Genomic DNA, 24,211 nt, shown 5'->3' on the forward strand with positions numbered 1-24,211 from the left:
GAGGGGGACGGTCAGTGACCGTCCTCGTCGCGGCGGCGCACCTGGTTCGCGGGGTCACGGCCGGTCACGGGGAACGGGCCGGTGACGCCCTCGCGCAGGGAGGCGATGCGGAGGATCCGGTCACGCTGCAGGAACCAGCCGACGATGAGCAGCGGGATCACGATGACGAGGGACGCGATCGTGTAGGTGCCGACGGGGTAGTCGATCGCCATCAGGACGATCACCGACACGAGGAACGCGAGCGTCAACCACGAGGTCACCGGGGCACCGGGCAGCTTGAACGAGGGCTCCTTCGCGAGCCCCTGCTTCGCCCACGAGCGGAGCTTCATCTGGCAGAGGATGATCGTGCCCCACGCCGTGATGATGCCGAGGCTGGCGATGTTCAGCGCGATCTCGAACGCCTGGCTCGGGATGAAGTAGTTGAGCACGACGCCCGCGACGGTGAACGCCGCGGTCAGCAGGATGCCGGCGTACGGCACGCCGCCCTTCGACATCTTCGTGGTCCACTTCGGCGCCGAGCCGTTCATGCCCATCGAGTGCAGCGCACGGCCGGTCGAGTACAAGCCGGCGTTGAGGGACGACAGTGCCGCGGTGAGCACGACGAAGTTCATGATCGACCCGACGATCGCCCCGACCTGCGGGTTGCCGATCGACGAGAAGAACGTGACGAAGGGGCTCTCGCCCTCCTTGTAGGCGGTGTACGGCAGGAGGATCGACAGCAGGACGACCGAGCCGACGTAGAACACCGCGATGCGGAGGATGACGGAGTTGATGGCGCGGGGGATGACCTTCTCGGTGTCCTGCGTCTCACCGGACGCGGTACCGACGAGCTCGATGGCGGCGTAGGCGAACACGACGCCCTGCACCACGAGGACCGCGGGGAGCAGCCCGTTCGGCAGCAGTCCGCCGTTGTCGGCCCAGAGGCTGAAGCCGGTGCGGACGGTCTCGCCGCCTGCCTCGACCGGGAAGGCCCAGATCAGCCAGATGAGCGCGATCACGAGGAACGCGACGAGGGCGGCGACCTTGATGAGGGCGAACCAGAACTCGAGCTCACCGAACACCTTGACCGCGACCATGTTGGCGGCGAGGACGACCACGAGGGCGATGAGTGCGAGGAGCCACTGTGGAGCAGCGGTGAACGCCGACCAGTACTTCAGGTAGACCGCGACGGCGGTGGTGTCCACGATCGAGGTCATCGCCCAGTTCAGGAAGTACATCCAGCCCGCGGCGTACGCGAACTTCTCGCCGTAGAACTCACGGGCGTAGGAGATGAACGACCCGGAGGACGGACGGTGCAGCACGAGCTCACCGAGCGCACGCAGGATGAAGAACGCGAAGATGCCCGCGATCAGGTAGACGACCGCGAGGGCCGGGCCCGCGGTGTGCAGTCGGCCGCCGGCGCCGAGGAAGAGGCCGGTGCCGATCGCGCCGCCGATGGCGATCATCTGCAGTTGCCGGGGCTTCAGACCGTGCTGGTAGCCCTCCTGCTCGTGCGAGAAGTCGTTCGCGGGCGCGCGGTCCACCCCGGTGTCGTTCTGCGCTGTCATGCGCGACACGCTACAGGTGCGCGGAAGCGGGGCGGCACACAAACATGCGAGACGCCTGAACTGTAACGGGACGGTTACGATCGCGATCCCCATGCCACTGGGCGACACGCCGTGGTCGGGGTACAGCGGTGCCGGGAATCCGGCGGAACCGGATTCGCGATGGGGGACAACCGCCGATAGCCTTGAACGTCCCTTCAGGGGACACCGACGATCAGGACGCGTCCAGCGCAGCAGCACAGCGCTGGCCGTACGGTCGGCCGGACCGGGGTCGTCCCGAGTACGACCCCCGCGTGCGTGATCGCTCGCCCTGCGCCTGTTGCGCGGGCTCGATGCGGTGCCGCCGAACAGGGTGCCGGGCGACCCGTCCGCAACCACACCGAGACCGCCGTGCGCCCGTGCGCCGCGGTCCCGCGAGGAGCACCGTTGACCATCGCACCACCCCAGGACCGGCCTGCCACCACGCCGGACGACCCCACCGCCGATCCAGCGCTGAGCGTGCGCGGCGCCTACAAGGTGTTCGGCCGACGTCCCGGCGAAGCCGTCCGCCGTCTGGCCGCCGGCGCGACGCGTGACGAGGTCCGCGACCTCGGTTCCGCAGCCGTCATCGACGCGTCGTTCGACGTGCGTCCCGGCGAGATCTTCGTCGTCATGGGGCTCTCGGGCTCCGGCAAGTCGACCCTCATCCGGATGCTGAACGGTCTGCTCGAGCCGACCGCCGGCACGGTGGAGATCGGTGGCCGCACCGTGACGAAGGCCACGCCGAAGGAGATCCGCGAGATCCGTCGCACGAGCGTGTCGATGGTCTTCCAGCACTTCGCACTGCTGCCGCACCGCACGGTGCTCGAGAACGTTGCGTACGGCCTCGAGGTGAACGGCGTCGACAAGACCACCCGGCTCGCCAAGGCCCGCGAGGTCATCGGCCTGGTCGGCCTCGACGTCTGGGCGGACGCCAAGCCCGACGAGCTGTCCGGCGGCATGCAGCAGCGCGTCGGCATCGCCCGCGCCCTCGCCGCCGAGACGGACGTCCTGCTCATGGACGAGGCGTTCAGCGCCCTCGACCCGCTCATCCGCCGCGAGATGCAGGAGCAGCTCGTCGACCTGCAGCAGCGCCTCGGCAAGACCATCGTCTTCATCACGCACGACCTGAACGAGGCGATGTTCCTCGGTGACCGGATCGCCGTGATGCGCGACGGCCGGATCGTCCAGATCGGCTCGCCGGAAGACATCCTCACCGACCCCGCGAACGACTACGTCGCCCAGTTCGTGCAGGACGTCGACCGTGCCCGCGTGCTGACCGCCGCGAGCGTGATGGAGCCCGCACGTGCGGCCGTCCCGCTCACCGTCGGACCCCGAGGCGCGCTGCGCACCATGCGCGACCTGCAGACCGCGGCGGTCTTCGTGACCGGCCGTGGCCGGAAGCTCGAGGGCTGGGTCCGTGACCGGCACGTCATGCGCCAGGTCAAGGCCGGCGACACGAACCTCGACGCCATCGTGAACACCGAGTACGCCCGGGTCGCCCCGGACACCGCGCTCACCGACCTGTTCGAGCTCGCCGTCGAGTCGCCGCTGCCGATCGCGGTCGTGGACGACGAGGGGCGCCTGCTCGGCGTGGTCCCGCGCGTCACGCTGCTCGCGGCGCTCGGCAACGTGCCGACCGCGACGATGCCGATCCCGGTGCTCGAGCCGGTGACCCGCATCAGCGACTCCGACATGGACTCGACCCTCGCCGCGAACGGCGAACACCCCGTCGTCACCGAAGGAGACCACGCATGATCACCCCCGGTACCAACTCCTTCGGCGACTTCCACCTGCCCCTCGGCACCTGGGTCGCCGCGATCGTCGACTGGATCACGACCTACCTCTCCGGCTTCTTCGACGTCGTCCGCTACGTGTTCACGTGGATGGACGCGTGGATGGAGTACTTCCTCTCCACCCCGCCGTTCTGGGTGGTCGTCGCGGTCCTCGTGGTCCTGGCGTTCGTCGCGAAGGGCTGGAAACTCGCCATCGGTGCCGCCATCGGCCTGCTCTTCATCGTGAGCGTCGGTCAGTGGACGAACGCGATGGACACCCTGGCGCTCGTGATCGTCGCCGCGGGCCTCGCCGTCGTGTTCAGCGTGCCGCTCGGCATCTGGGCCGCCCGCTCCGACACCGCGAGCCGCATCATCCGCCCGGTGCTCGACTTCATGCAGACCACCCCGGCGTTCGTCTACCTGATCCCGGCGCTGCTGCTCTTCCGCGTCGGCGTCGTGCCCGGCATCGTCGCGACGATCGTGTTCGCGATGGCTCCGGGTGTGCGTCTCACCGAGCTCGGCATCCGCGGGGTCCCGAGCGAGGTCGTCGAGGCCGGCGCCGCGTTCGGCTCCAGCCCGTGGCGCATCCTCCGCCAGATCCAGCTGCCGCTCGCGAAGGCCAGCATCATGGCGGGCGTCAACCAGGTCATCATGCTGTCCCTCTCGATGGTCGTCATCGCCGGCATGGTCGGCGCCGGTGGGCTCGGCGAGCAGATCGTCGCGTCGCTGAACCGCATCGACGTCGGCCTGGGTGCCGAGGCCGGACTGTCCGTCGTGGTCCTCGCGATCCTGCTGGACCGCCTGACCGCAGCGCTCGGCGGCGACGCGGGGCGCGCCTCCAGGCTGTTCGGACGGAAGCGGAAGCCGACGGTGACCGCGACGCCGAACGCGGCGACCGCCCAGACCGCCGCCACCACCGAAGCGGTCACCGACCGCCAGACCGTCGACGCGTGAGGAAGGACCAGACCATGAAGCGCAACCAGACCCCGCGCAACCACACCCCGCACAAGCGAACCAAGCGCACCCTCGCGGCGGCCGCGCTCGCCGCCGCCACCGCCCTCGGCCTCTCCGCCTGCATGCCGCCCGGCTACTACGGCGCGACCGGCACGCTCGACAACGGTGACCAGAAGTCGATGCACGTCGTCGTCTTCAACGGCTGGGACGAGGACACCGCCGCCAGCTACCTCTGGAAGTACGTCCTCGAGCAGAAGGGCTACGACGTCCAGCTCACGAACTCCGACGTCGCGCCCGCGTACACGGGCCTGGCCTCCGGCGACTACGACGTCGTGTTCGACACCTGGCTGCCGAACACGCACAAGGAGTACATGGACACGTACGGCAAGGACCTCACGGACCTCGGTGCGTGGAACGAGCAGGCGTCGCTCGAGCTCGCCGTGCCGGAGTACTCGGACATCGACTCGATCGACGAGCTCAAGGCGCACGCGTCGGACTTCGGCAACAAGATCATCGGCATCGAGCCCGCCGCCGGTGAGACGAAGGTCGTGTCCGAGCAGGTCATCCCGCAGTACGGCCTCGACGGCATGGACTTCGTGACGAGTTCCACGCCGGCGATGCTCGCAGACCTCAAGGCCTCGATCGCGAAGAAGCAGGACGTCGTCGTGACGCTGTGGCGTCCGCACTGGGCGTACGACGCGTTCCCGATCAAGGACCTGAAGGACCCGAAGGGCGCGCTCGGCAAGAACGAGGAGATCCACACCATCGCGAAGAAGTCCATCAAGGACGACTTCCCGACGGCGTCGAAGTGGATGTCCGACTTCTCGATGGACTCCGACACGCTCTACTCGCTGGAGAACGCGCTCGTGAACAGCGGCGCGAAGACGAGCGAGTACCCGGCGATCACCGCGAAGTGGGCGTCCGAGCACCAGGACTACGTGGACTCGCTCACGTCGTCGAAGTAGCGGCTGACGAGCAGGACGGGAGGCGCGGTGCCAGCTGGCACCGCGCCTCCCGTCTTGCGGTCCGCTGGGCGACGACCGTCGTCCAGTTGGTTGCATGGAGGGATGGACACCCTCCTCCGGCTCCTCGTCGCGATCGGCTTCGCGATGCTCGTCACCGCCGCCGCTGCCCTCGTCCTGCACCTCGTGTTCCGCGCCCTCGGCAGACGGAAGCGCTGGGCGGCCGTGCTCTCGCGCCGCACCAAGCACCCGACCCGCACGATGCTCCTCGTCGTACTGCTCTGGGCGGCCTTCGCGTCGAGCATCCCGGACCACTCCGACGTGTACCCGTGGCGCGACGGGGTCTCGCACACCTTCCTCATCGTCACGATCGGCGTCGGGACGTGGCTCGCCTGCGCGATCGCGATCGTCCTCGAGAGCCTCGGGCTGCACCGCTACCGCGTCGACGTGCCCGACAACCGGGTCGCCCGGCGGATCCGGACGCAGGTGCTGGTTCTCCGCCGCCTCACGGTCGCGGTGCTCGTCATCATCGGCGTCGGCGCCATCCTGCTCACGTTCCCCGGCGTCGAGGCGGCGGGCGCGAGCGTGCTCGCCTCGGCCGGACTCATCTCCGTCATCGCGGGTCTCGCCGCGCAGTCGACGCTCGGCAACGTGTTCGCCGGCATGCAGCTCGCGTTCTCCGGTTCGATCCGCGTCGACGACGTCGTCGTGGTCGAGCAGCAGTGGGGGCGCATCGAGGAGATCACCCTCACCTACGTCGTCGTGCACCTGTGGGACGACCGGCGCTTCGTGCTGCCGTCGACGTACTTCACGAGCACGCCGTTCGAGAACTGGACGCGGACGAACAGCGAACTGCTCGGCGCCGTCGAGTTCGACCTGGACTGGCGGGTGCGCCCGGGGGAGATGCGTGCGGAGCTCGAGCGCATCCTCGACCGCACCGAGCTCTGGGACCGCCGGGTCCAGGTGCTGCAGGTGACCGACGCCGTTCAGGGGTTCGTGCACGTCCGTGTCCTCGTCACCGCGCACGACGCCCCGTCGCTGTTCGACCTACGCTGCTACGTCCGTGAGGAACTGGTCGCCTGGATCCAACGCACCCACCCCGATGCCCAGCCGGTGCAGCGGGTGCTCATGGTCGAGGATGCCGTCGAGCCGCGTGCGTCCCGCCGGACCGCCTCGACCGCGTCGTCCTCGGCGCTGTTCACCCCGGACCAGGAGGACCGCGCGGCCCTGTTCACCGGTCCGATCCAGACGTCCGACATCCCGCGTTCGGAGCGCTGAGCGCGTCCCCGGGACGGACTGGAGGCGCGGTGCCAGCTGGCACCGCGCCTCCAGTCCGTCTGCTGGTCGCGTTCGCGACCTCCGGTTGCGAGACCGCCGTTGCTTACGGCTGACGTGCCTTGACGGCCCGGTCGTCCTCGACGACCGTGCCGATGGCGACGATCGTCGTCGCGAGCCACGCCACCCACGTCAGCGCGAGACGCCAGTCGCGCGGTCCCTGCCTGGTGGTCTGCACGACGCTGTAGCCGCTGATGATCGAGCTCCACACCGCACCGCTGAACATGAACTTCCGCACGGGTTCCTCCTTCGCTGGTCCCGTCAACGCTACCGGCCAGTACATTGGAGCGCCGCCGGTCGCCCTGCCGGCGCACTCGAAGAGGAGCCGCTGTGCGTCAGGCCGTCATCGGGGGAGCACTGCTCGTGGTCGGCGCGGTGTGCGTCGCCCTCGGCCTGCTGCCCCTGTCCGACCTCGCCGAGCTCGCCGACCGGGTCGTCCCGGTGCTGGCGTTCGTGCTCGGCCTCACCGTCGTCGCCGAACTCGCGGCGGACGCCGGGGTGTTCGATCGTCTCGCCGACCTCGCCGCGCGTGTCGGTGGTGGGCGCACGATCGGCCTCTGGGCGGCGGTCGTCGTGCTCGCCGTGGTCTGCACGGTCTTCCTGTCGATCGACACCACGGCGGTGCTCCTCACCCCGATCGTGATCACACTCGCCCGCCGGGTGGGGCTGCCGCCGATGCCGTTCGCGCTGACGACCGTCTGGCTCGCGAACACGGCGTCGCTGCTGCTGCCGGTGTCGAACCTCACGAACCTGCTCGCCGTCGACCGCATCGGGCTCGACGGTCCGATCCCGTTCGCCGGGCTGATGGTCTGGGCGGCGCTCGCGGGCGTGGTGGTGCCGTGCGCCGTGCTGCTCGTCGTGTTCCGGGGCCGGTTGTTCGGCCGCTACACCCCGGTGTCCGTCCGCCAGGCGACCGACCCGGTGTTCTTCTGGTCGGCGTCGGCGGTGCTCGTCGCCCTCGTCGTCGCGCTGACCGCCGGCGTGACGGTGTGGATCGCCGCGGTCGCAGCGGCCGTCGTGCTCGTGGCGGTCGCGGCCTTCCGTGCTCCGTCGGAACTGCGGATCTCCCGCGTGCCGTGGTCGACGCTGCTCTTCGCCGCCGGGTTGTTCATCGTGGTCGAGACGCTGCACACGACCGGACTCACGGACCCGATCGTGAACGCGCTGCCCGGGGGTACGGGGAGTGGGCCGCTCCTGGCACTCGGCGGTGCGGGGGCGGTGGCGGCGAACGCGATCGACAACCTGCCCGCCTACCTGGTGCTCGAGCCGGCGGCCGGCCACGAGGCCCTGCGCTACGCGGCGCTCCTCATCGGTGTGAACGCCGGTTGCCTCATCACCCCGTGGGCGTCGCTCGCGACCCTGCTCTGGCACGCCCGGTTGTCGTCCGAGGGGGTGCACCTGTCGTGGGGGAGGTACATGGCGCTCGGATGCGTGGTCGCCCCGCTCACGGTCGTGGCCGGGGTGCTCGCCCTGCGCCTGTAGCCCGCTCGCACGGTGCGGGGTGGCGCGCGGCTCGCGGAGCCGGAGTCAGAGCCAGTCGCGGGTCTTGAACACGCGGTAGAGCACCAGCGAGGACGTCACGATGAGGGCGAGCGACAGGTACAGCCCGCTCCAGTGGCTCTCGCCGGGGAACGTCACGTTCTGCCCGAAGAACCCGGTGATCGCGGTCGGGATCGCGATGATCGCCGCCCAGCTCGTCACCTTCTTCATCACCGTGTTCTGCCGGTTCGAGGACAGGTTGAGGTTGGTGTCGAGGACGCTCGACACCGCATCGCGCAGCTGCTCGACGGAGTCCGCGATCGACACCAGGTGGTCCTCGACGTCCCGGAAGTACGGGCGGATGCCGTCGGAGATCGTCTCGGCGTCGCCGTGCAGCAGTGAGGCGACGCTGTCCCGCGTGGGGACGACCTGCCGGCGGAGGACCCCGAGTGCCTTCCGGAGCCGGAACGACCGACGCTGGATCTGCTGTTCGCGCGGGTTGCCGCGCTCGAACAGGTCGTCCTCGAGGTCGTCGATCCGTCGTTCGATGTCCTCCACCGTGCTCGTCGCGTGGTCGGTCACGGCGTCGAGCAGCCCCCAGACCAGCCAGGGCACCCCGTGGTCGGCGATGTCCGCGTTCGCGTCGAGGCGCCGCTCGACCGCGCCGGTGTCGACGTCCGCGCCGTGGATGGTGACGAGGGCGTGCTCGGTGACGAACGCCTTCACCTCGTGGGTCACGAGGTCCCCGTCGTCGTCGAGGCCGGCGACGTCGTAGACGACCAGGAACAGGCTGTCGCGGTAGCGGTCGAGCTTCGGGCGCTGGCCCCGTTCGACCGCGTCCTCGACGGCGAGTGCGTGGATGCCGAGTTCGGCCTCGACGTGCTCGAGGTCGGTCGGGTCGGGGTCGGTGTAGTCCACCCACACGAACGCGTCCTCGTCGGCGACGATGTCGGAGATCCGGTCGACCGGGAAGTCCCGCTCCGCCGCACCGCCGTTCCGCCACGCCCGTGTCATGACCATGCCGACGAGCCTAGTGAGGCGGCCCGCCCGGGGATCCCAGGCCGGTCGCGTTCGAGGGCGGGCCGTACCGGAAGCCGCCGATCCGCCGTGAATCCGCTGTCGGCACGCTGGTAACTTACGGCTGGACCCGGCGCTGAGCCGGGCGGAACGGAGACCCCACCACCCCATGGCAGCACCCCGCACCGAACAGACCCGCTACGCCTTCGTCGTCGCCTCGAACCGCCTGCCGGTCGACCGCGTCGTCGACGAGGACGGCAACGAGGGCTGGCGGCACTCGCCAGGCGGCCTGGTCACGGCACTCGAGCCGGTGATGCGGGCGAACGACGGCGCCTGGGTCGGCTGGGTCGGCCAGCCCGAGGTCGAGGTCGAGCCGTTCGACAACGAGGGCATCCACATCGTTCCCGTCCCGCTCAGCGACGCCGACGTCGAGGAGTACTACGAGGGCTTCAGCAACGACACGCTCTGGCCGCTCTACCACGACGTCATCGAGCACCCGAGCTACCACCGTGACTGGTGGAACGCGTACAAGCGCGTGAACGAGCGGTTCGCCGCCCAGATCGCCGAGATCGTCGAGCAGGACGGCATCGTCTGGGTGCAGGACTACCAGCTGCAGCTCGTCCCGGCGCTGCTGCGGGAGCGCCGCCCTGATCTGACGATCGGCTTCTTCAACCACATCCCGTTCCCGCCGGTCGGCATCTACGCGCAGCTCCCGTGGCGCGCGCAGATCCTCGACGGGCTGCTCGGTGCGGACGTGATCGGGTTCCAGCGGCACGACGACGCGAGTGACTTCCTCCGTGCGGTCCGCCACATCAAGGGCTACACGACCAAGGGGCAGACGATCGACGTCCCGGTCGACGACCCGGACGCCCCGCGCAGCCGCAAGGGCATCACCGTCCGCCACGTCGAGGCGCGGCACTTCCCGATCTCGATCGACGCCGCCGGCTTCGAGGAGATCGCGCACCGCCCCGAGGTCCAGGAGCGTGCGCGGGAGATCCGCGAGAGCCTGGGCAACCCGAAGACGGTCCTGCTCGGCGTCGACCGACTCGACTACACGAAGGGCATCCGGCACCGCATCAAGGCCTTCGGTGAACTGGTCGAGGACGGCCGGATCGCGGTCGAGGACGCCACGCTCATCCAGGTCGCGAGCCCGAGCCGCGAACGCGTCGACACCTACGCCGCGCTCCGCGACGAGATCGAGCTGACGGTGGGCCGGATCAACGGCGACCTCGGCGTGATCGGGCACCAGCCCATCGCCTACCTCCACCACGGGTACCCGCGCGAGGAGATGGTCGCGCTGTACCTCGCCGCCGACATCATGCTCGTCACGGCCCTGCGCGACGGCATGAACCTCGTCGCGAAGGAGTACGTCGCAGCCCGGTTCGACAACGACGGCGTCCTCATCCTCTCCGAGTTCGCCGGCGCCGCCGACGAGCTCAAGCAGGCGGTCATCGTCAACCCGCACGACATCGGCGCGTTGAAGGACTCGATCCAGCGGGCGATCGAGATGCCGCGTCGCGAGCGCTCCACGCGCATGCGCGCGCTCCGGAAGCGGGTGCGCGACAACGACGTGGCGCGCTGGTCGCGCTCCTTCCTCGAAGCGCTCGACCGGCACGCACCGCGGAACGCCCAGATCGACCCGTCCGCGGCGGACCCGAAGGACCGGCACCGCGAGGCGCAGACGGACAACATGTCGATCTTCGACCAGGACGCCCAGACGGCGCGTGCTGCTGAGGACACCCGGGAGGCGCGTGATGCCTGAGACGACCACCGACCAGGCCGCCGTCGACGGGGCTCTCGAGACGCTCGCGGCTGCGCCGCGACTCATCGTCGCCCTCGACTTCGACGGCACGCTCGCGCCGTTCGCCGACGACCCGTCACAGGTCGGTGCCCTGCCCGGCTCCTGGGCAGCGGTCCTGACGCTCCACCGGGCGAAGGACACCGAGGTCGTCCTGGTCTCCGGCCGGCCGCTCGACAGCCTCGCCAGGGTCGCGCAGGCGCCGGACGGCATGGCCCTCGTGGGTTCGCACGGCGTCGAGTGGCGGGTCGACGGCCACGACGAGGCCGCGCTCACCGCCGACGAGCAGGCCCGGGTCGCCCGGATCGGCGCGGCACTCGACGAGGTGGGCGAGCGCTTCCCCGGCGTGGTCATCGAGCACAAGCCCGCGGGGCACGGCGTGCACACCCGACGGGTGAGCCCCGAGGTCGCGGCCGAGGCGAACGCGGCCGCGAGCACCGCGGCGCACGAGGCCGACGCGGACGTCCTCGAGCGCGGCGGCAAGGACATCGTCGAGTTCGCCGTCCGGCACGTCACGAAGGGCGACGCGATCGCACGCCTGCGCGACCTGCACGGCGCGGACGCGGTGTTCTTCGCCGGGGACGACGTCACCGACGAGGACGCCTTCCGCGTGCTCGGTGACGGCGACGTCGGCGTGAAGGTGGGGGAGGGTGAGACGCTCGCCGCCTACCGGGTCGCCGATCCAGCGGCGCTGACCGACGTCCTGAAGCAGCTGGCGCGCCTTCGCGCGGTGCGCTGACCAAGGCGATCCGCGCCTCCAGGCGGGGTTTCACCATGCGAACGCATGTTGTTGTCCGATTGGTATCCCAACTGCGCCTAGACTCGCTCCATGCCTGACATCGACGTGAAGCCCCGCAGCCGGGTCGTCACCGACGGGATCGAAGCAACCACCTCGCGTGGCATGCTCCGGGCCGTCGGCATGGGCGACGAGGACTGGGAGAAGCCGCAGATCGGGATCGCGTCCTCCTGGAACGAGATCACCCCCTGCAACCTCTCCCTCGACCGCCTCGCGCAGGGCGCCAAGGAAGGCGTCCACTCGGGTGGCGGGTACCCGCTCCAGTTCGGCACCATCTCCGTCTCCGACGGCATCTCGATGGGCCACGAGGGCATGCACTTCTCCCTCGTCTCGCGCGAGGTCATCGCCGACAGTGTCGAGACCGTCGTGAACGCCGAGCGCCTGGACGGCACCGTCCTGCTCGCCGGCTGCGACAAGTCCCTGCCGGGGATGCTCATGGCCGCCGCGCGCCTCGACCTCGCGAGTGTCTTCCTCTACGCGGGCTCGGTCATGCCGGGCTACGTGAAGCAGGCGGACGGCTCCTTCAAGGAGGTCACGATCATCGACTCCTTCGAGGGCGTCGGTGCGTGCAAGGCCGGCACGATGTCGGAAGAAGAGCTCAAGAAGATCGAGTGCGCGATCGTCCCGGGCGAGGGCGCCTGCGGCGGGATGTACACCGCCAACACGATGGCCTCCGTCGCCGAGGCCCTGGGCATGTCGCTGCCCGGTTCGGCCGCGCCACCGAGCGCCGACCGCCGCCGTGACTACTACGCGCACCGCTCCGGCGAGGCCGTGGTCAACATGCTCCGGCTGGGGCTCACCGCACGCCAGATCCTGACGAAGGAGGCGTTCGAGAACGCCATCGCCGTCGCCATGGCACTCGGAGGCTCCACCAACGTCGTCCTCCACCTCCTCGCGATCGCGCACGAAGCCGAGGTCGAGCTCTCCCTCGACGACTTCAACCGCATCGGCTCGAAGGTCCCGCACCTCGCCGACATGAAGCCGTTCGGCAAGTACGTCATGGTCGACGTGGACCGCAACGGCGGCATCCCGGTGATCATGAAGGCGCTGCTCGACGCCGGGCTGCTGCACGGTGACGTCATGACCGTCACAGGCAAGACCCTCGCCGAGAACCTGGCCGAGATCGACCCGCCGGAGCTCGACGGCGAGGTCTTCCGGAAGCTCGACAACCCGATCCACGCGACCGGTGGCCTGACGATCCTGCAGGGCTCGTTCGCTCCGGAGGGCGCCGTCGTGAAGACCGCCGGCTTCGACGCCGAGGTCTTCGAGGGCCCCGCTCGCGTGTTCGACCGCGAGCGTGCCGCCATGGACGCCCTGACCGAGGGCGGGATCCAGAAGGGCGACGTCGTGGTCATCCGCTACGAGGGCCCCAAGGGCGGCCCGGGCATGCGCGAGATGCTGGCGATCACCGCCGCCATCAAGGGCGCTGGCCTCGGCAAGGATGTACTACTCTTGACGGACGGACGATTCTCAGGCGGCACAACCGGCCTGTGCATCGGCCACATCGCACCGGAAGCAGTGGACGCAGGTCCAGTTGCATTCGTGCGCGATGGCGACCGCATCCGTGTCGACATCGCGGCTCGCTCGCTCGACCTACTGGTCGACGAAGCCGAGCTGGAAGCCCGCCGAGAAGGCTGGGCCCCGCTGCCCCCGCGCTACACCCGCGGAGTCCTCGCGAAGTTCGCGAAGCTCGTCCAGTCCGCTGCCAAGGGCGCAGTGACGGGCTAGCGTCGACACACGCACCATCGCCACCTCTCCAGGCAAGGAACACCTCATGCCCACGGAAGCCACACCGCTGTCCGCGGCCGCCGGTGCACGCCGGACGCCGGAGATCCTGACCGGCTCGGGAGCCGTCCTCCGGACGCTCGAGCACCTCGGGATCACCGACGTCTTCGGCCTGCCGGGCGGCGCCATCATCCCGTTCTACGACGAGCTCATGGCGTCCACGACGATCCGCCACGTCCTCGTCCGTCACGAGCAGGGCGCCGGCCATGCCGCCGAGGGCTACGCGTCCTCGTCCGGCAAGGTCGGTGTCGCCATCGCGACCTCCGGTCCCGGCGCGACGAACCTCGTGACGGCGATCGCCGACGCCTACATGGACTCGGTGCCCTTCATCGCGATCACCGGCCAGGTGTTCTCGACCCTGATGGGGACGGACGCCTTCCAGGAGGCCGACATCGTCGGCATCACGATGCCGATCACGAAGCACTCCTTCCTGGTCACCGACCCGGCCGACGTCCCCGCGACGCTCGCGGCCGCGTACCAGATCGCCACGACCGGTCGCCCCGGTCCGGTGCTGGTCGACATCACGAAGGACGCCCAGCAGAAGTCGGCGCCGTACGTGTGGCCGCCGAAGATCGACCTGCCCGGGTACCGCCCGGTGACGAAGGCGCACGGCAAGCAGATCGCTGCGGCCGCCCAGCTGCTCTCCGAGTCGGAGCGCCCGGTGCTCTACGTCGGCGGCGGCGTGGTCCGCTCCCGGGCGACGGCCGAGCTCCTTGCCTTCGCCGAGGCCACCGGTGCCCCGGTCGTCACCACCCTGATGGCGCGCGGCGCGTTCCCCGACTCGCACCCGCAGCACCTCGGCATGCCCGGCATGCACGGCACGGTGCCCGCGGTGCTCGGGCTGCAGGACAGCGACCTCATCATCGCGCTCGGCGCCCGGTTCGACGACCGCGTGACGGGCAAGGCCGACGAGTTCGCGCCGAACGCCAAGGTCGTGCACGTCGACATCGACCCCGCCGAGATCTCGAAGATCCGCTTCGCCGACGTCCCGATCGTGGGCGACGCGCGCGAGGTGCTGAAGGACCTCCTCGACGCCTGGAACGCCGTCCCGACCGACGAGCGCGCTGCCACCGCCGAGTGGTGGACGAAGCTCGAGCAGCTCAAGGTCGACTTCCCGCTCGGGTACGCCGAGCCGACCGACGGCCTCCTCGCCCCGCAGGCGATCATCAAGCGCATCGGCGAGCTCACCGGGCCAGAGGGCGTCTTCGCCTCCGGGGTCGGCCAGCACCAGATGTGGTCCGCGCAGTTCATCAAGTACGAGCGGCCGAACGCCTGGCTCAACTCGGGCGGCGCCGGCACCATGGGCTACTCGGTCCCGGCGGCGATGGGCGCGAAGGTCGCCCAGCCCGACCGCGTGGTCTGGGCGATCGACGGTGACGGCTGCTTCCAGATGACGAACCAGGAGCTCGCGACCTGCGTCATCAACGACATCCCGATCAAGGTCGCGATCATCAACAACTCGTCGCTCGGCATGGTGCGGCAGTGGCAGACGCTGTTCTACGACGGCCGTCACTCCTTCACCGACCTGCAGACGGGCCACGGCACCCGCCGGGTCCCGGACTTCGTGAAGCTCGCCGACGCGTACGGTGCCCTCGGCATCCGCGTCGAGAAGGCCGACGAGGTCGACGCCGCGATCCAGCTCGCCCTCGAGACCAACGACCGTCCCGTGGTGATCGACTTCGTCGTGAGCCGCGACTCGATGGTCTGGCCGATGGTCCCGCAGGGCGTCAGCAACTCGTCCATCGAGTACGCCCAGGCCCTCGCGCCCACCTGGGACGACGAGGACGCCGACATGACGGGGGAAACCGCATGAGCCACGTCCTCTCCCTCCTCGTCGAGGACAAGCCGGGTCTGCTGACCCGTGTCGCCGGCCTGTTCGCGCGTCGCGGGTTCAACATCGAGTCGCTCGCCGTGGGCAACACCGAGGTCGAGGGCCTGTCCCGGATCACGGTCGTCGTCGACGTCGAGGACCTCCCCCTGGAGCAGGTGACGAAGCAGCTCAACAAGCTGGTCAACGTCATCAAGATCGTCGAGCTGGACTTCTCCCAGTCCGTCCAGCGCGAGCACATGCTCGTGAAGGTGCGCGTCGACAACCAGACGCGCTCGGCGGTGCTCGAAGCAGTGAACCTGTTCCGTGCCCAGGTCGTCGACGTGGCGACCGACTCCCTCGTCGTCGAGGTCACCGGGGACCCCGGCAAGATCCAGGCGATCCTCCGCGTGCTCGAGCCCTACGGCATCAAGGAGCTCGCCCGTGCCGGCCTGCTCGGCATGGGACGCGGACCGAAGAGCATCACCGACCGGGTGCGCTGAGCGCCCGCCCAAGACCACCAGAACCAAGGAGACACACCCTCGTGACTGACATCGTGTACGACGCCGACGCCGACCTGACCCTCATCCAGGGCAAGAAGGTCGCCGTCATCGGGTACGGCTCGCAGGGCCACGCCCACGCCCTCAACCTCCGTGACTCGGGTGTCGAGGTCAAGATCGGCCTCCAGGAGGGCTCGAAGAGCCGCCAGAAGGCCGAGGAGGCCGGGTTCGAGGTCCTCACCCCGGCCGAGGTCACGAAGTGGGCGGACGTCGTCGTCATCCTCGCGCCGGACCAGGTCCAGCGCATCGTCTACAAGGACGACATCGAGCCGAACCTCCAGCCGGGTGCGACGCTCGTCTTCGGCCACGGCTTCAACATCCGCTTCGGCTACATCCAGGCACCCGAGGGCGTCGACGTGTCGCTCGTCGCCCCGAAGGGTCCGGGTCACACCGTGCGCCGCGAGTACGAGGCCGGCCGTGGCGTCCCCGTGATCGTCGCCGTCGAGGTCGACGCCTCGGGTTCCGCCTGGGACCTCGCGTGGTCGTACTCGAAGGCCATCGGCGGCCTCCGCTCGGGTGGCATCAAGACCACCTTCACCGAGGAGACCGAGACCGACCTGTTCGGCGAGCAGGCCGTCCTCTGCGGTGGCACCTCGCAGCTCATCCAGTACGGCTTCGAGACCCTCGTCGAGGCCGGCTACCAGCCGCAGATCGCGTACTTCGAGGTCCTGCACGAGCTCAAGCTCATCGTGGACCTCATCTGGGAGGGCGGCCTCACCAAGCAGCGCTGGTCGATCTCCGACACGGCCGAGTTCGGTGACTACGTCTCCGGCCCGCGCGTGATCTCGCCCGAGGTCAAGGAGAACATGAAGGCGGTGCTCGCGGACATCCAGAACGGTGCCTTCGCGAAGCGCTTCATCGACGACCAGGACGCCGGCGCTCCGGAGTTCAAGGCACTCCGCGCGAAGGGCGAGGGCCACCCGATCGAGGCCACCGGCCGTGAGCTCCGCGCGCTCTTCGCGTGGAAGCAGAACGACGGTGACTACGTGGACGGTTCCGCGGCGCGGTAGTCTTCCGAGGACTCGACGACGAGGCGGCGGTGCACCCTGCACCGCCGCCTCGCGACGTGACCCGAACGTTATGCAGCAGCTCCAGAACGAACCCGACGACGCCGTCCGGCGTCCCTTCGCCGTGCCCGCAGCACCTGCGCGACAGATGTCGCGCGCCGTCGGCACCGTGTGGCAGAACCGCACCGAGACCCATGGGAGGATCGTCGGATGGCGGTGACGAAGCGAGCGGTCCACATCGGCGCCGGCAAGATCGGGCGTGGGTTCGTGGGCCAGTTCCTGGTCGCGAGCGGCTACGAGCTGACTTTCGTCGACGTCGACGACCGCGTCGTCTCCGCCCTCAACGAGGCCGGCCGCTTCGTGGTGCACGAGGTCGGCGAGATGCCGGTCGAGCACCTCGTCTACGGGTTCAGGGCACTCAGCAGCAAGACCGACCGCGAGCAGGTCATCCGGGCCATCGCCGAGGCGGACGTCGTCACGACCGCCGTGGGTGCACGCACGCTGCCGCTCGTCGCACCGGTGATCGCCGAGGGGCTCGCGGCGCGCCCGCTCGAGCGCGGCGACGTCACGATCGTCGCCTGCGAGAACGCGTTCAACGCGACCGACTCCCTGCACGCCAGCATCCGCCGCGCCCCCATCCTGGAGGACCGGGACATCGCCGCGGTCTTCGCGAACTGCGCGATCGACCGGATCGTGCCCGACCAGTCCGGCGTCCTCGGACAGTCCGGCGGCCTCGACGTCGTGCTCGAGCCGTTCTACGAGTGGGTCATCGAGCGCACCCCGTTCGCCGACTCCGACGCCGAACCGCCCGCGATCGACGGCGTCACCTGGGTCGACGACCTCCAGCCGTTCGTCGAGCGGAAGCTCTACACGGTGAACACCGCCCACGCGACGGCCGCGTACCACGGGTACGTCCGGGGCATCCGACTCATCCGCGAAGCCCTCGAGGACGACGCCGTCCGCGCCGAGGTCGACGGCGTCCTGGCCGAGACCACCGCGCTCCTCATCGCCAAGCACGGGTTCGACCCGGAGGAGCACGCGCGCTACGTCACCGCGAACCTCTCGCGCATCGCCAACCCGCACCTGCCCGACACGACGGTCCGCGTCGGCCGGAACCCGCTCCGGAAGCTGGGTCGTCGGGAGCGCTTCGTCGGTCCCGCTGCGCAGCTCGCCGAGCGCGGGCTGCCGGTCGACCACCTGCTCGGAGCGGTCCGGGTCGCCCTCGACTTCGACGACGAGAACGACCCCGAGTCGATCGAGCTGCACGCGCTCCTGCGGTCCGGCGCCACGGCACACGCGCTCACCGAGATCCTCACCGGTCTGATGGAGAGCCACCCGCTGTTCCCGGCCGTGCGCGACGTCGTCGCCCAGGTGCTCGAGACGCAGCCCGCCGACGCCTGACCGGCGCCCGTACAGCCGGTCCATGGTCGAGCCGGCGCGGCTCGCCTCGTAGAATCGGGTGCATGACCACGGCAGCATCCCCGCCCGACGGCTCGGTCGACCACGACGACGACGCCCTCAGCTGGGGCGACGCCGACGACGCGACCCACGTCGACGCGGCCCACAACCCGGTCGCAGTCAAGGACCGCGGGGTCCGCGACCCCGAGGCACCGGAGACCTCCGGAGCCCTGATCGGCTTCGGCGTGTTCGGTGGGCTCTACCTGCTGTACACGGTCGCGTGGCTGCTCACGGCGTCGACCTCCTACGTCTCGAACGTCGACACCGTCCTGACCGTCTTCGTCGAGGTCCTGCGCTTCCTGTCGATCGTCGCGCCCGCCCTCTGGTTCACGGTGGTCCTCTGGGCCGGTCGTGGTCGCCGGACCCGCACTCGCCTGCTCTGGATGCTGCTCGGCGCCGCGGTCCTGTTCCCGTGGCCGTTCCTGATGACCCGGAGCTTCGGGTGACCGCCGCGACGCCGACGGTCCGGCGCGCGCCGGGACCGATCGTCGCGCGGGTCGCGGTGTGGGTGGTGTTCGCCGTCCTGTTCGCCTACATGACCGTGCAGAGCGTGGGCAACCTCGTGACGGTCTCGCAGTCCGTCCGCGCGTTCAACGAGTTCCTCGGCACCACGTCCGGTGGGGACACGCTCGCACGCAGCACCCCGTGGGTCTGGCTCGTACTGGACATCGCGATCGCTCCGATCGCCTTCGCCGTCGCGTTGTGGGTGAGCCGTCGTGCGCGCCTCGCGGTGACGGTCGGCATCTTCGTCCTCGCGTTCGCCGCCGCAGGCGCGCTGTGGCTGGACCTGCAGCTCTTCGTCCCGCGTCTGCTCGATTTCTGACGTTCGGATCAACGGCCTGGAGGCGCGGTGCCAGCTGGCACCGCGCCTCCAGGCCGTCGTGTGGTTGCGCACAGGACCGTCGCTGCGGTCGTAACCACCTGCTCACGTCGATACGATGGTGGGATACCGCCCGTCTCGTGTGAGGAAACTGCAGCTGTGCCGAAGCCGGTCGTCCTGATCGCCGAAGAACTCTCGCCCGCCACAGTCGACGCCCTCGGGCCCGACTTCGAGATCCGGAACGTGGACGGTACCGACCGCCCCGCCCTCCTGGCCTCCCTCGCCGATGCGCACGCCATCCTGGTGCGCTCCGCCACCAAGGTCGACGCCGAGGCGATCGCCGCGGCCCCGAACCTCAAGGTCGTCGCCCGTGCCGGTGTCGGTCTCGACAACGTCGACATCAAGGCGGCCACCACCGCCGGCGTGATGGTCGTGAACGCGCCGACGTCGAACATCATCTCCGCCGCCGAACTCACGGTCGGCCACATCCTGTCGCTCGCGCGGCACATCCCGGCCGCGCACGCGTCGCTCGCCGCCGGCACCTGGAAGCGCTCCGCGTACACCGGTGTCGAGCTGTACGAGAAGACCGTCGGCATCATCGGCCTCGGCCGGATCGGCGCCCTCATCACGCAGCGGCTGCAGGCGTTCGGCGTCCAGGTCATCGCGTACGACCCGTACGTCACCACGGCTCGCGCCCAGCAGCTCGGGGTCGAGCTCGTCTCGCTCGAGGACCTGCTGAAGCGCGCCGACTTCACCACGATCCACATGCCGAAGACGCCGGAGACGGTCGGCATGATCTCGGATGACCAGTTCGCGCTCATGAAGCCGACCGCGTTCGTCGTGAACGTCGCCCGCGGTGGACTGATCGACGAGGACGCGCTGCACCGCGCGCTCACCTCGAACACGATCGCCGGCGCCGGCCTCGACGTCTTCGTGTCGGAGCCCCCGAAGGACTCACCGCTCGTGGCCCTGCCGAACGTCGTCGTCACGCCGCACCTCGGTGCCTCGACGGACGAAGCACAGGAGAAGGCGGGCGTCTCGGTCGCCAAGTCGGTCCGCCTCGCCCTCGGCGGCGAGCTCGTCCCCGACGCGGTGAACGTCGCCGGCGGCGTCATCGACCCGTACGTGCGCCCGGGCATCCCGCTCGTCGAGAAGCTCGGCCAGGTCTTCACCGGCCTCGCCACGTCGCCCGTCACGAGCATCGACGTCGAGGTGCACGGCGAGCTCGCCGAGTACGACGTCAGCGTGCTGAAGCTCGCGGCGCTGAAGGGCGTCTTCACCGACGTCGTCAGCGACCAGGTGTCCTACGTCAACGCTCCGCTCATCGCGGAGCAGCGCGGGGTCTCCGTGCGGCTCATCACCGACTCGGACAGCCCCGAGTACCGCAACGTGCTCACGATCCGCGGCGCACAGTCCGACGGCCCCGCGATCAGCGTCTCCGGTACCCTCACGGGCCCGAAGCAGATCGCGAAGCTCGTCGAGATCAACGGCCACGACGTCGAGGTCGCCCTCGCCGAGCACCACGTGGTCATGGTCTACACGGACCGCCCGGGCATCGTCGCCGTCTACGGCAAGGAGTTCGGCGAGGCCGGCATCAACATCGCGGCGATGCAGATCTCGCGCGAGGCCGCCGGCGGCCAGGCGCTCAGCGTGCTCACCGTGGACTCGCCGGTCCCGGCCGAGATCCTCGAGCACGTCCGGTCCACGATCGACGCGGCATCGCTCCGCGAGATCGACATCACGCTGTAGGGGAGTGGCGGACATGACACAGACGGTGAAGCTCGCGGTCATCCGCGGGGACGGCATCGGGCCCGAGGTCGTCGACGAGGCACTCAAGGTCCTGCACGCCGTGCTGCCGGCGGACCTCGTGGTCGAGGAGACCCCGTTCTCCCTCGGTGCCGCGCGGTTCCTGGAGACCGGGGACATCCTCACCGAGGACGACATGTCCGCCATCGCCACCCACGACGCGATCCTGCTCGGCGCGGTCGGCGGGGACCCGCGGGACCCCCGGCTCGCCGGCGGGATCATCGAACGGGGGCTGCTGCTGAAGCTGCGGTTCGCGTTCGACCACTACGTCAACCTGCGCCCCACGAAGGTGTACGACGCCGTCGGGACCCCGCTCGCGGCCCCTGGCGAGGTCGACTTCGTCGTCGTGCGCGAGGGCACCGAGGGACCGTACGTCGGCAACGGCGGAGCGATCCGCACCGGTACGCCGCAGGAGATCGCGACCGAGGTCTCGCTCAACACCGCCTACGGCGTCGAGCGGGTCGTCCGGTACGCCTTCGAGCTCGCGAACCGTCGGACGCGGAAGCACCTGACGCTCGTGCACAAGAGCAACGTGCTCGTGCACGCCGGAGCCCTCTGGCAGCGCACCGTCGCGGCCGTCGGGCGGGAGTACCCGGACGTCGCGGTCGACTACCAGCACGTCGACGCCGTCACCATCCACATGGTGAAGGAACCTGCTAGGTTCGACGTCATCGTCACCGACAACCTCTTCGGCGACATCATCACCGACCTGGCCGGCGCGATCAGCGGCGGCATCGGTCTGGCGGCCTCGGGCAACATCAACCCGGACGGCACCTTCCCCAGCATGTTCGAGCCGGTCCACGGCTCCGCGCCGGACATCGCGGGTCAGCAGAAGGCCGATCCCACGGCCGCCATCCTGTCCGTCGCACTGCTGCTCGACCACATCGGTCGCAGCGACCTCGCGTCGGCGGTCACGCGGGCGGTCGAGGCCGATCTGGCTGACCGGGGCACCACGCAGCGTCGCACGGCCGAGATCGGCGACGCCATCGCCGCCGCGGCCACGGCACGCACCACCACCGCCTGACAGGAGTCTCCCCAGATGAGCATCGACACCGCCTTCGGACTCGAGTTCGCCACCACCCCCTCGGCCGAGCGTCGCGCCGCCGCCGAGCGCGAGGAGATCCTCGCCGACCCGGGCTTCGGCAAGCACTTCACCGACCACATGGCCACCGTGCGGTGGACGCTCGACGGCGGGTGGCACGATGCCTCGGTCCACCCGTACGGACCGATCAGCCTCGACCCGAGCGCGAGCGTCCTGCACTACGCGCAGGAGATCTTCGAGGGGTTGAAGGCCTACCGGCACGCTGACGGTTCGGTGTGGACCTTCCGCCCGGACGCGAACGCCCGGCGGTTCCAGCGGTCCGCTCGACGGCTGGCGCTTCCGGAGCTCCCGGTGGAGACCTTCGTCGAGTCGATCCGACAGCTCGTGCAGACGGACGTCGACTGGGTGCCCTCGGCGCCCGAGACGAGCCTGTACCTGCGCCCGTTCATGATCGCGACGGAGTCGTTCCTGGGCGTCCGTGCGGCGCAGGAGGTCGCGTACCACTGCATCGCCAGCCCGGCGGGTGCGTACTTCACCTCCGGGCCGAAGCCGGTGTCGATCTGGCTCTCGACGCAGTACGCCCGCGCGGGCAAGGGCGGCACGGGCGCGGCGAAGACCGGCGGCAACTACGCGTCGTCCCTGCTGCCCCAGCAGGAGGCCTACGAGCACGGCTGCCAGCAGGTGATGTTCCTCGACTCGGTGGAGGGCAAGTACCTCGAAGAGCTCGGTGGCATGAACGTCGTCCTCGTGAAGTCCGACGGCACGCTCGTGACGCCGGACTCGGACTCGATCCTCGAGGGCATCACGCGTGACTCGATCCTGCAGCTGGCGGAGGACCGCGGCCTGCGGGTCGAGCGTCGCCGGGTGACGCTCGACGAGTGGCGTGACGGCGTGGCCGACGGCTCGATCACCGAGGCGTTCGCCTGCGGCACGGCCGCCGTGGTGACCCCGATCGCGGAGCTCCGCGGCGAGGGCTTCACGATCGGTTCGCCGACCGTGGGTGCCGGCGAGCTGACGATGTCCCTGCGCGAGGAACTCACCGACATCCAGTCCGGCCGTCGTCCCGACCCGCACGGGTGGATGACGCGCCTGACCGACCCGGCCTGAGGTCCAGGCGAGCGTCGGTAGGCTCCAACGGTGAAGATCGCACGGTTCAGCAGCAAGGGTGAAGACCCGCGGTACGGCATCCTCGACGAGCGCGACCTGGTCGTGCTGGCGGGGGACCCGATGTACCAGGGGTTCGAGACCACGGGGGAGCGGGTGCCGCTCGCCGACGCCAAGCTCCTGGCACCGGTAATCCCGCGGTCGAAGGTCATCGGCGTCGGGCTCAACTACGCCGAGCACGCGTCGGAGATGGACGAGCGCGCGGGGGACGACCCGGTGGTGTTCCTCAAGCCGAACACCTCGGTGATCGGACCCGAGGACCCGATCCGGCTCCCGGCGGGCGTCGGACGCGTCGACCACGAGGGCGAACTCGCGATCGTGATCGGGTCCCTCGCAAAGAACGTCACGCGCGAGGACTTCGCGAGCGTCATCCTCGGGTACACGATCGCGAACGACGTGACCGCCCGCGACCTGCAGGCGCGGGACGGCCAGTGGACGCGGTCGAAGGGCTTCGACACGTTCTGCCCGCTCGGCCCGGCGATCGAGACCGAGATCGATCCGTCGGACATCCGCATCGAGACCCGCGTGGACGGTGACCTGCGTCAGGTGGGGTCGACGAGCGAGATGGTGCACGACATCCCGACCCTCATCGAGTTCATCTCGTCGATCTGGACGCTCCTGCCCGGTGACGTGATCCTGACCGGGACCCCGGCCGGTGTCGGCGAGATCCGTGACGGCGAGGTCGTCGAGGTGACGATCTCCGGACTGGGCACCCTGAAGAACCCGGTCATCGCACGGCACTGACCCGCACCATCGAACGGCCCGCTCCCCACCATGGGGGCGGGCCGTTCCGCGTCTCCGCGGGCATCGCGCCAAGCGACACGCCCGGGGTGCGGACCGGTTGGCGGGGCCCCCGGGGCGTGTGTAAAGTAATCACTCGTTGCCGCTGAGGCGGAGAACGGAACGGCCGAGACGGTCACCGGAGCGAGAGCCCCGGAGATGCAGTCCGGACGGGGTCCCGCTCAGGCAACACATCCCAACGAAGTCACACTCTCTGAGTCGTGTCTTCTGGGTGGAGACAAAAGCCTCTCTGGCGGAACCTCTTTCGGGGTCGAGTGGGGAGTGCGTCTGGTCCTTGAGAACT

21 protein-coding genes are annotated in these 24,211 nt (G+C 69.7%); 18 read left to right on the top strand and 3 right to left on the bottom strand.

Translation table 11 applies throughout. The features are described from left to right. Positions 1 to 11: 11 nt before the first annotated feature. Complete coding sequence (locus tag FS532_RS18185; RefSeq protein WP_144757393.1) at positions 12 to 1,547, bottom strand: amino acid permease; 1,536 nt, start codon at positions 1,545 to 1,547, stop codon at positions 12 to 14. Positions 1,548 to 1,976: 429 nt separating this feature from the next. Between FS532_RS18185 and FS532_RS18190 the strand changes: the two genes are divergently transcribed. The 4 genes from FS532_RS18190 (at position 1,977) to FS532_RS18205 (ending at position 6,531) form a co-directional block, all read left to right on the top strand. Continuing rightward, positions 1,977 to 3,320, top strand: a complete 1,344-nt coding sequence (locus FS532_RS18190) for a quaternary amine ABC transporter ATP-binding protein (RefSeq protein ID WP_186322146.1) — start codon at positions 1,977 to 1,979, stop codon at positions 3,318 to 3,320. After that, positions 3,317 to 4,291 (top strand): ABC transporter permease, encoded by a 975-nt coding sequence (locus FS532_RS18195; protein WP_144757395.1) that lies wholly within the window; start codon positions 3,317 to 3,319, stop codon positions 4,289 to 4,291. Before FS532_RS18190 ends, FS532_RS18195 begins: the two co-directional genes overlap by 4 nt. Positions 4,292 to 4,305: 14 nt before the next feature. After that, positions 4,306 to 5,256, top strand: coding sequence for a glycine betaine ABC transporter substrate-binding protein (locus tag FS532_RS18200; RefSeq protein ID WP_144757397.1), 951 nt, complete (start codon positions 4,306 to 4,308; stop codon positions 5,254 to 5,256). A gap of 102 nt (positions 5,257 to 5,358) precedes the next feature. Beyond that, entirely contained in the window at positions 5,359 to 6,531 is a 1,173-nt protein-coding gene (locus tag FS532_RS18205; protein WP_144757399.1) for a mechanosensitive ion channel family protein, read from the top strand. A 103-nt stretch (positions 6,532 to 6,634) separates the two neighbouring features. On the opposite strand, the gene FS532_RS18210 is transcribed toward FS532_RS18205, so the two are convergent. Beyond that, positions 6,635 to 6,826: a hypothetical protein gene (locus tag FS532_RS18210; RefSeq protein ID WP_058725532.1), complete on the bottom strand. Its 192-nt coding sequence runs from the start codon at positions 6,824 to 6,826 to the stop codon at positions 6,635 to 6,637. Positions 6,827 to 6,918: 92 nt separating this feature from the next. Here FS532_RS18210 and FS532_RS18215 point away from each other — a divergent pair, with 92 nt between their 5' ends. After that, positions 6,919 to 8,070 (top strand): SLC13 family permease, encoded by a 1,152-nt coding sequence (locus tag FS532_RS18215; protein ID WP_144757400.1) that lies wholly within the window; start codon positions 6,919 to 6,921, stop codon positions 8,068 to 8,070. A gap of 45 nt (positions 8,071 to 8,115) precedes the next feature. Here the strand turns inward: FS532_RS18215 and FS532_RS18220 are convergent, their stop codons facing one another. Then, positions 8,116 to 9,087: a magnesium transporter CorA family protein gene (locus FS532_RS18220; RefSeq protein WP_186322144.1), complete on the bottom strand. Its 972-nt coding sequence runs from the start codon at positions 9,085 to 9,087 to the stop codon at positions 8,116 to 8,118. A 166-nt stretch (positions 9,088 to 9,253) separates the two neighbouring features. Here FS532_RS18220 and otsA point away from each other — a divergent pair, with 166 nt between their 5' ends. From otsA to FS532_RS18285, 13 genes are all read left to right on the top strand, one after another. Continuing rightward, positions 9,254 to 10,846 carry an alpha,alpha-trehalose-phosphate synthase (UDP-forming) gene (otsA, locus tag FS532_RS18225; protein WP_144757404.1) on the top strand — a complete coding sequence of 531 codons (1,593 nt, stop codon included), beginning with the start codon at positions 9,254 to 9,256 and terminating at the stop codon, positions 10,844 to 10,846. Beyond that, positions 10,839 to 11,621 (top strand): trehalose-phosphatase, encoded by a 783-nt coding sequence (otsB, locus tag FS532_RS18230; protein WP_144757406.1) that lies wholly within the window; start codon positions 10,839 to 10,841, stop codon positions 11,619 to 11,621. The genes otsA and otsB overlap by 8 nt, the downstream gene beginning before the upstream one ends. A 90-nt stretch (positions 11,622 to 11,711) precedes the next feature. Further along, the gene (ilvD, locus tag FS532_RS18235; protein ID WP_144757408.1) at positions 11,712 to 13,406 is read left to right on the top strand and encodes a dihydroxy-acid dehydratase; all 1,695 of its coding nucleotides are present in this window, start codon (positions 11,712 to 11,714) and stop codon (positions 13,404 to 13,406) included. 46 nt (positions 13,407 to 13,452) lie between these two features. Further along, the gene (locus FS532_RS18240; protein ID WP_079236389.1) at positions 13,453 to 15,276 is read left to right on the top strand and encodes an acetolactate synthase large subunit; all 1,824 of its coding nucleotides are present in this window, start codon (positions 13,453 to 13,455) and stop codon (positions 15,274 to 15,276) included. Beyond that, positions 15,273 to 15,773 carry an acetolactate synthase small subunit gene (gene ilvN / locus FS532_RS18245; RefSeq protein ID WP_079236388.1) on the top strand — a complete coding sequence of 167 codons (501 nt, stop codon included), beginning with the start codon at positions 15,273 to 15,275 and terminating at the stop codon, positions 15,771 to 15,773. Before FS532_RS18240 ends, ilvN begins: the two co-directional genes overlap by 4 nt. Positions 15,774 to 15,814: 41 nt before the next feature. After that, the gene (gene ilvC / locus FS532_RS18250) at positions 15,815 to 16,840 is read left to right on the top strand and encodes a ketol-acid reductoisomerase (RefSeq protein ID WP_079236387.1); all 1,026 of its coding nucleotides are present in this window, start codon (positions 15,815 to 15,817) and stop codon (positions 16,838 to 16,840) included. Between the two features lie 207 nt (positions 16,841 to 17,047). Continuing rightward, entirely contained in the window at positions 17,048 to 18,238 is a 1,191-nt protein-coding gene (locus tag FS532_RS18255; protein ID WP_144757410.1) for a mannitol-1-phosphate 5-dehydrogenase, read from the top strand. A 62-nt stretch (positions 18,239 to 18,300) separates the two neighbouring features. Further along, positions 18,301 to 18,741: a hypothetical protein gene (locus FS532_RS18260; RefSeq protein ID WP_079236385.1), complete on the top strand. Its 441-nt coding sequence runs from the start codon at positions 18,301 to 18,303 to the stop codon at positions 18,739 to 18,741. Then, positions 18,738 to 19,118 (top strand): hypothetical protein, encoded by a 381-nt coding sequence (locus tag FS532_RS18265; protein WP_144757412.1) that lies wholly within the window; start codon positions 18,738 to 18,740, stop codon positions 19,116 to 19,118. The genes FS532_RS18260 and FS532_RS18265 overlap by 4 nt, the downstream gene beginning before the upstream one ends. A 156-nt stretch (positions 19,119 to 19,274) precedes the next feature. Next, positions 19,275 to 20,864 (top strand): phosphoglycerate dehydrogenase, encoded by a 1,590-nt coding sequence (gene serA / locus FS532_RS18270; RefSeq protein ID WP_079236383.1) that lies wholly within the window; start codon positions 19,275 to 19,277, stop codon positions 20,862 to 20,864. Positions 20,865 to 20,877: 13 nt separating this feature from the next. Further along, positions 20,878 to 21,945 carry a 3-isopropylmalate dehydrogenase gene (locus FS532_RS18275; RefSeq protein ID WP_144757414.1) on the top strand — a complete coding sequence of 356 codons (1,068 nt, stop codon included), beginning with the start codon at positions 20,878 to 20,880 and terminating at the stop codon, positions 21,943 to 21,945. A gap of 15 nt (positions 21,946 to 21,960) precedes the next feature. Beyond that, complete coding sequence (locus FS532_RS18280) at positions 21,961 to 23,070, top strand: branched-chain amino acid aminotransferase (protein WP_144757416.1); 1,110 nt, start codon at positions 21,961 to 21,963, stop codon at positions 23,068 to 23,070. A 30-nt stretch (positions 23,071 to 23,100) separates the two neighbouring features. Further along, positions 23,101 to 23,871: a fumarylacetoacetate hydrolase family protein gene (locus FS532_RS18285; RefSeq protein WP_144757418.1), complete on the top strand. Its 771-nt coding sequence runs from the start codon at positions 23,101 to 23,103 to the stop codon at positions 23,869 to 23,871. The last annotated feature ends 340 nt before the right edge of the window (positions 23,872 to 24,211 follow it).

This window comes from Curtobacterium pusillum, from assembly GCF_007673235.1.
Lineage (GTDB): Bacteria > Actinomycetota > Actinomycetes > Actinomycetales > Microbacteriaceae > Curtobacterium > Curtobacterium pusillum_C.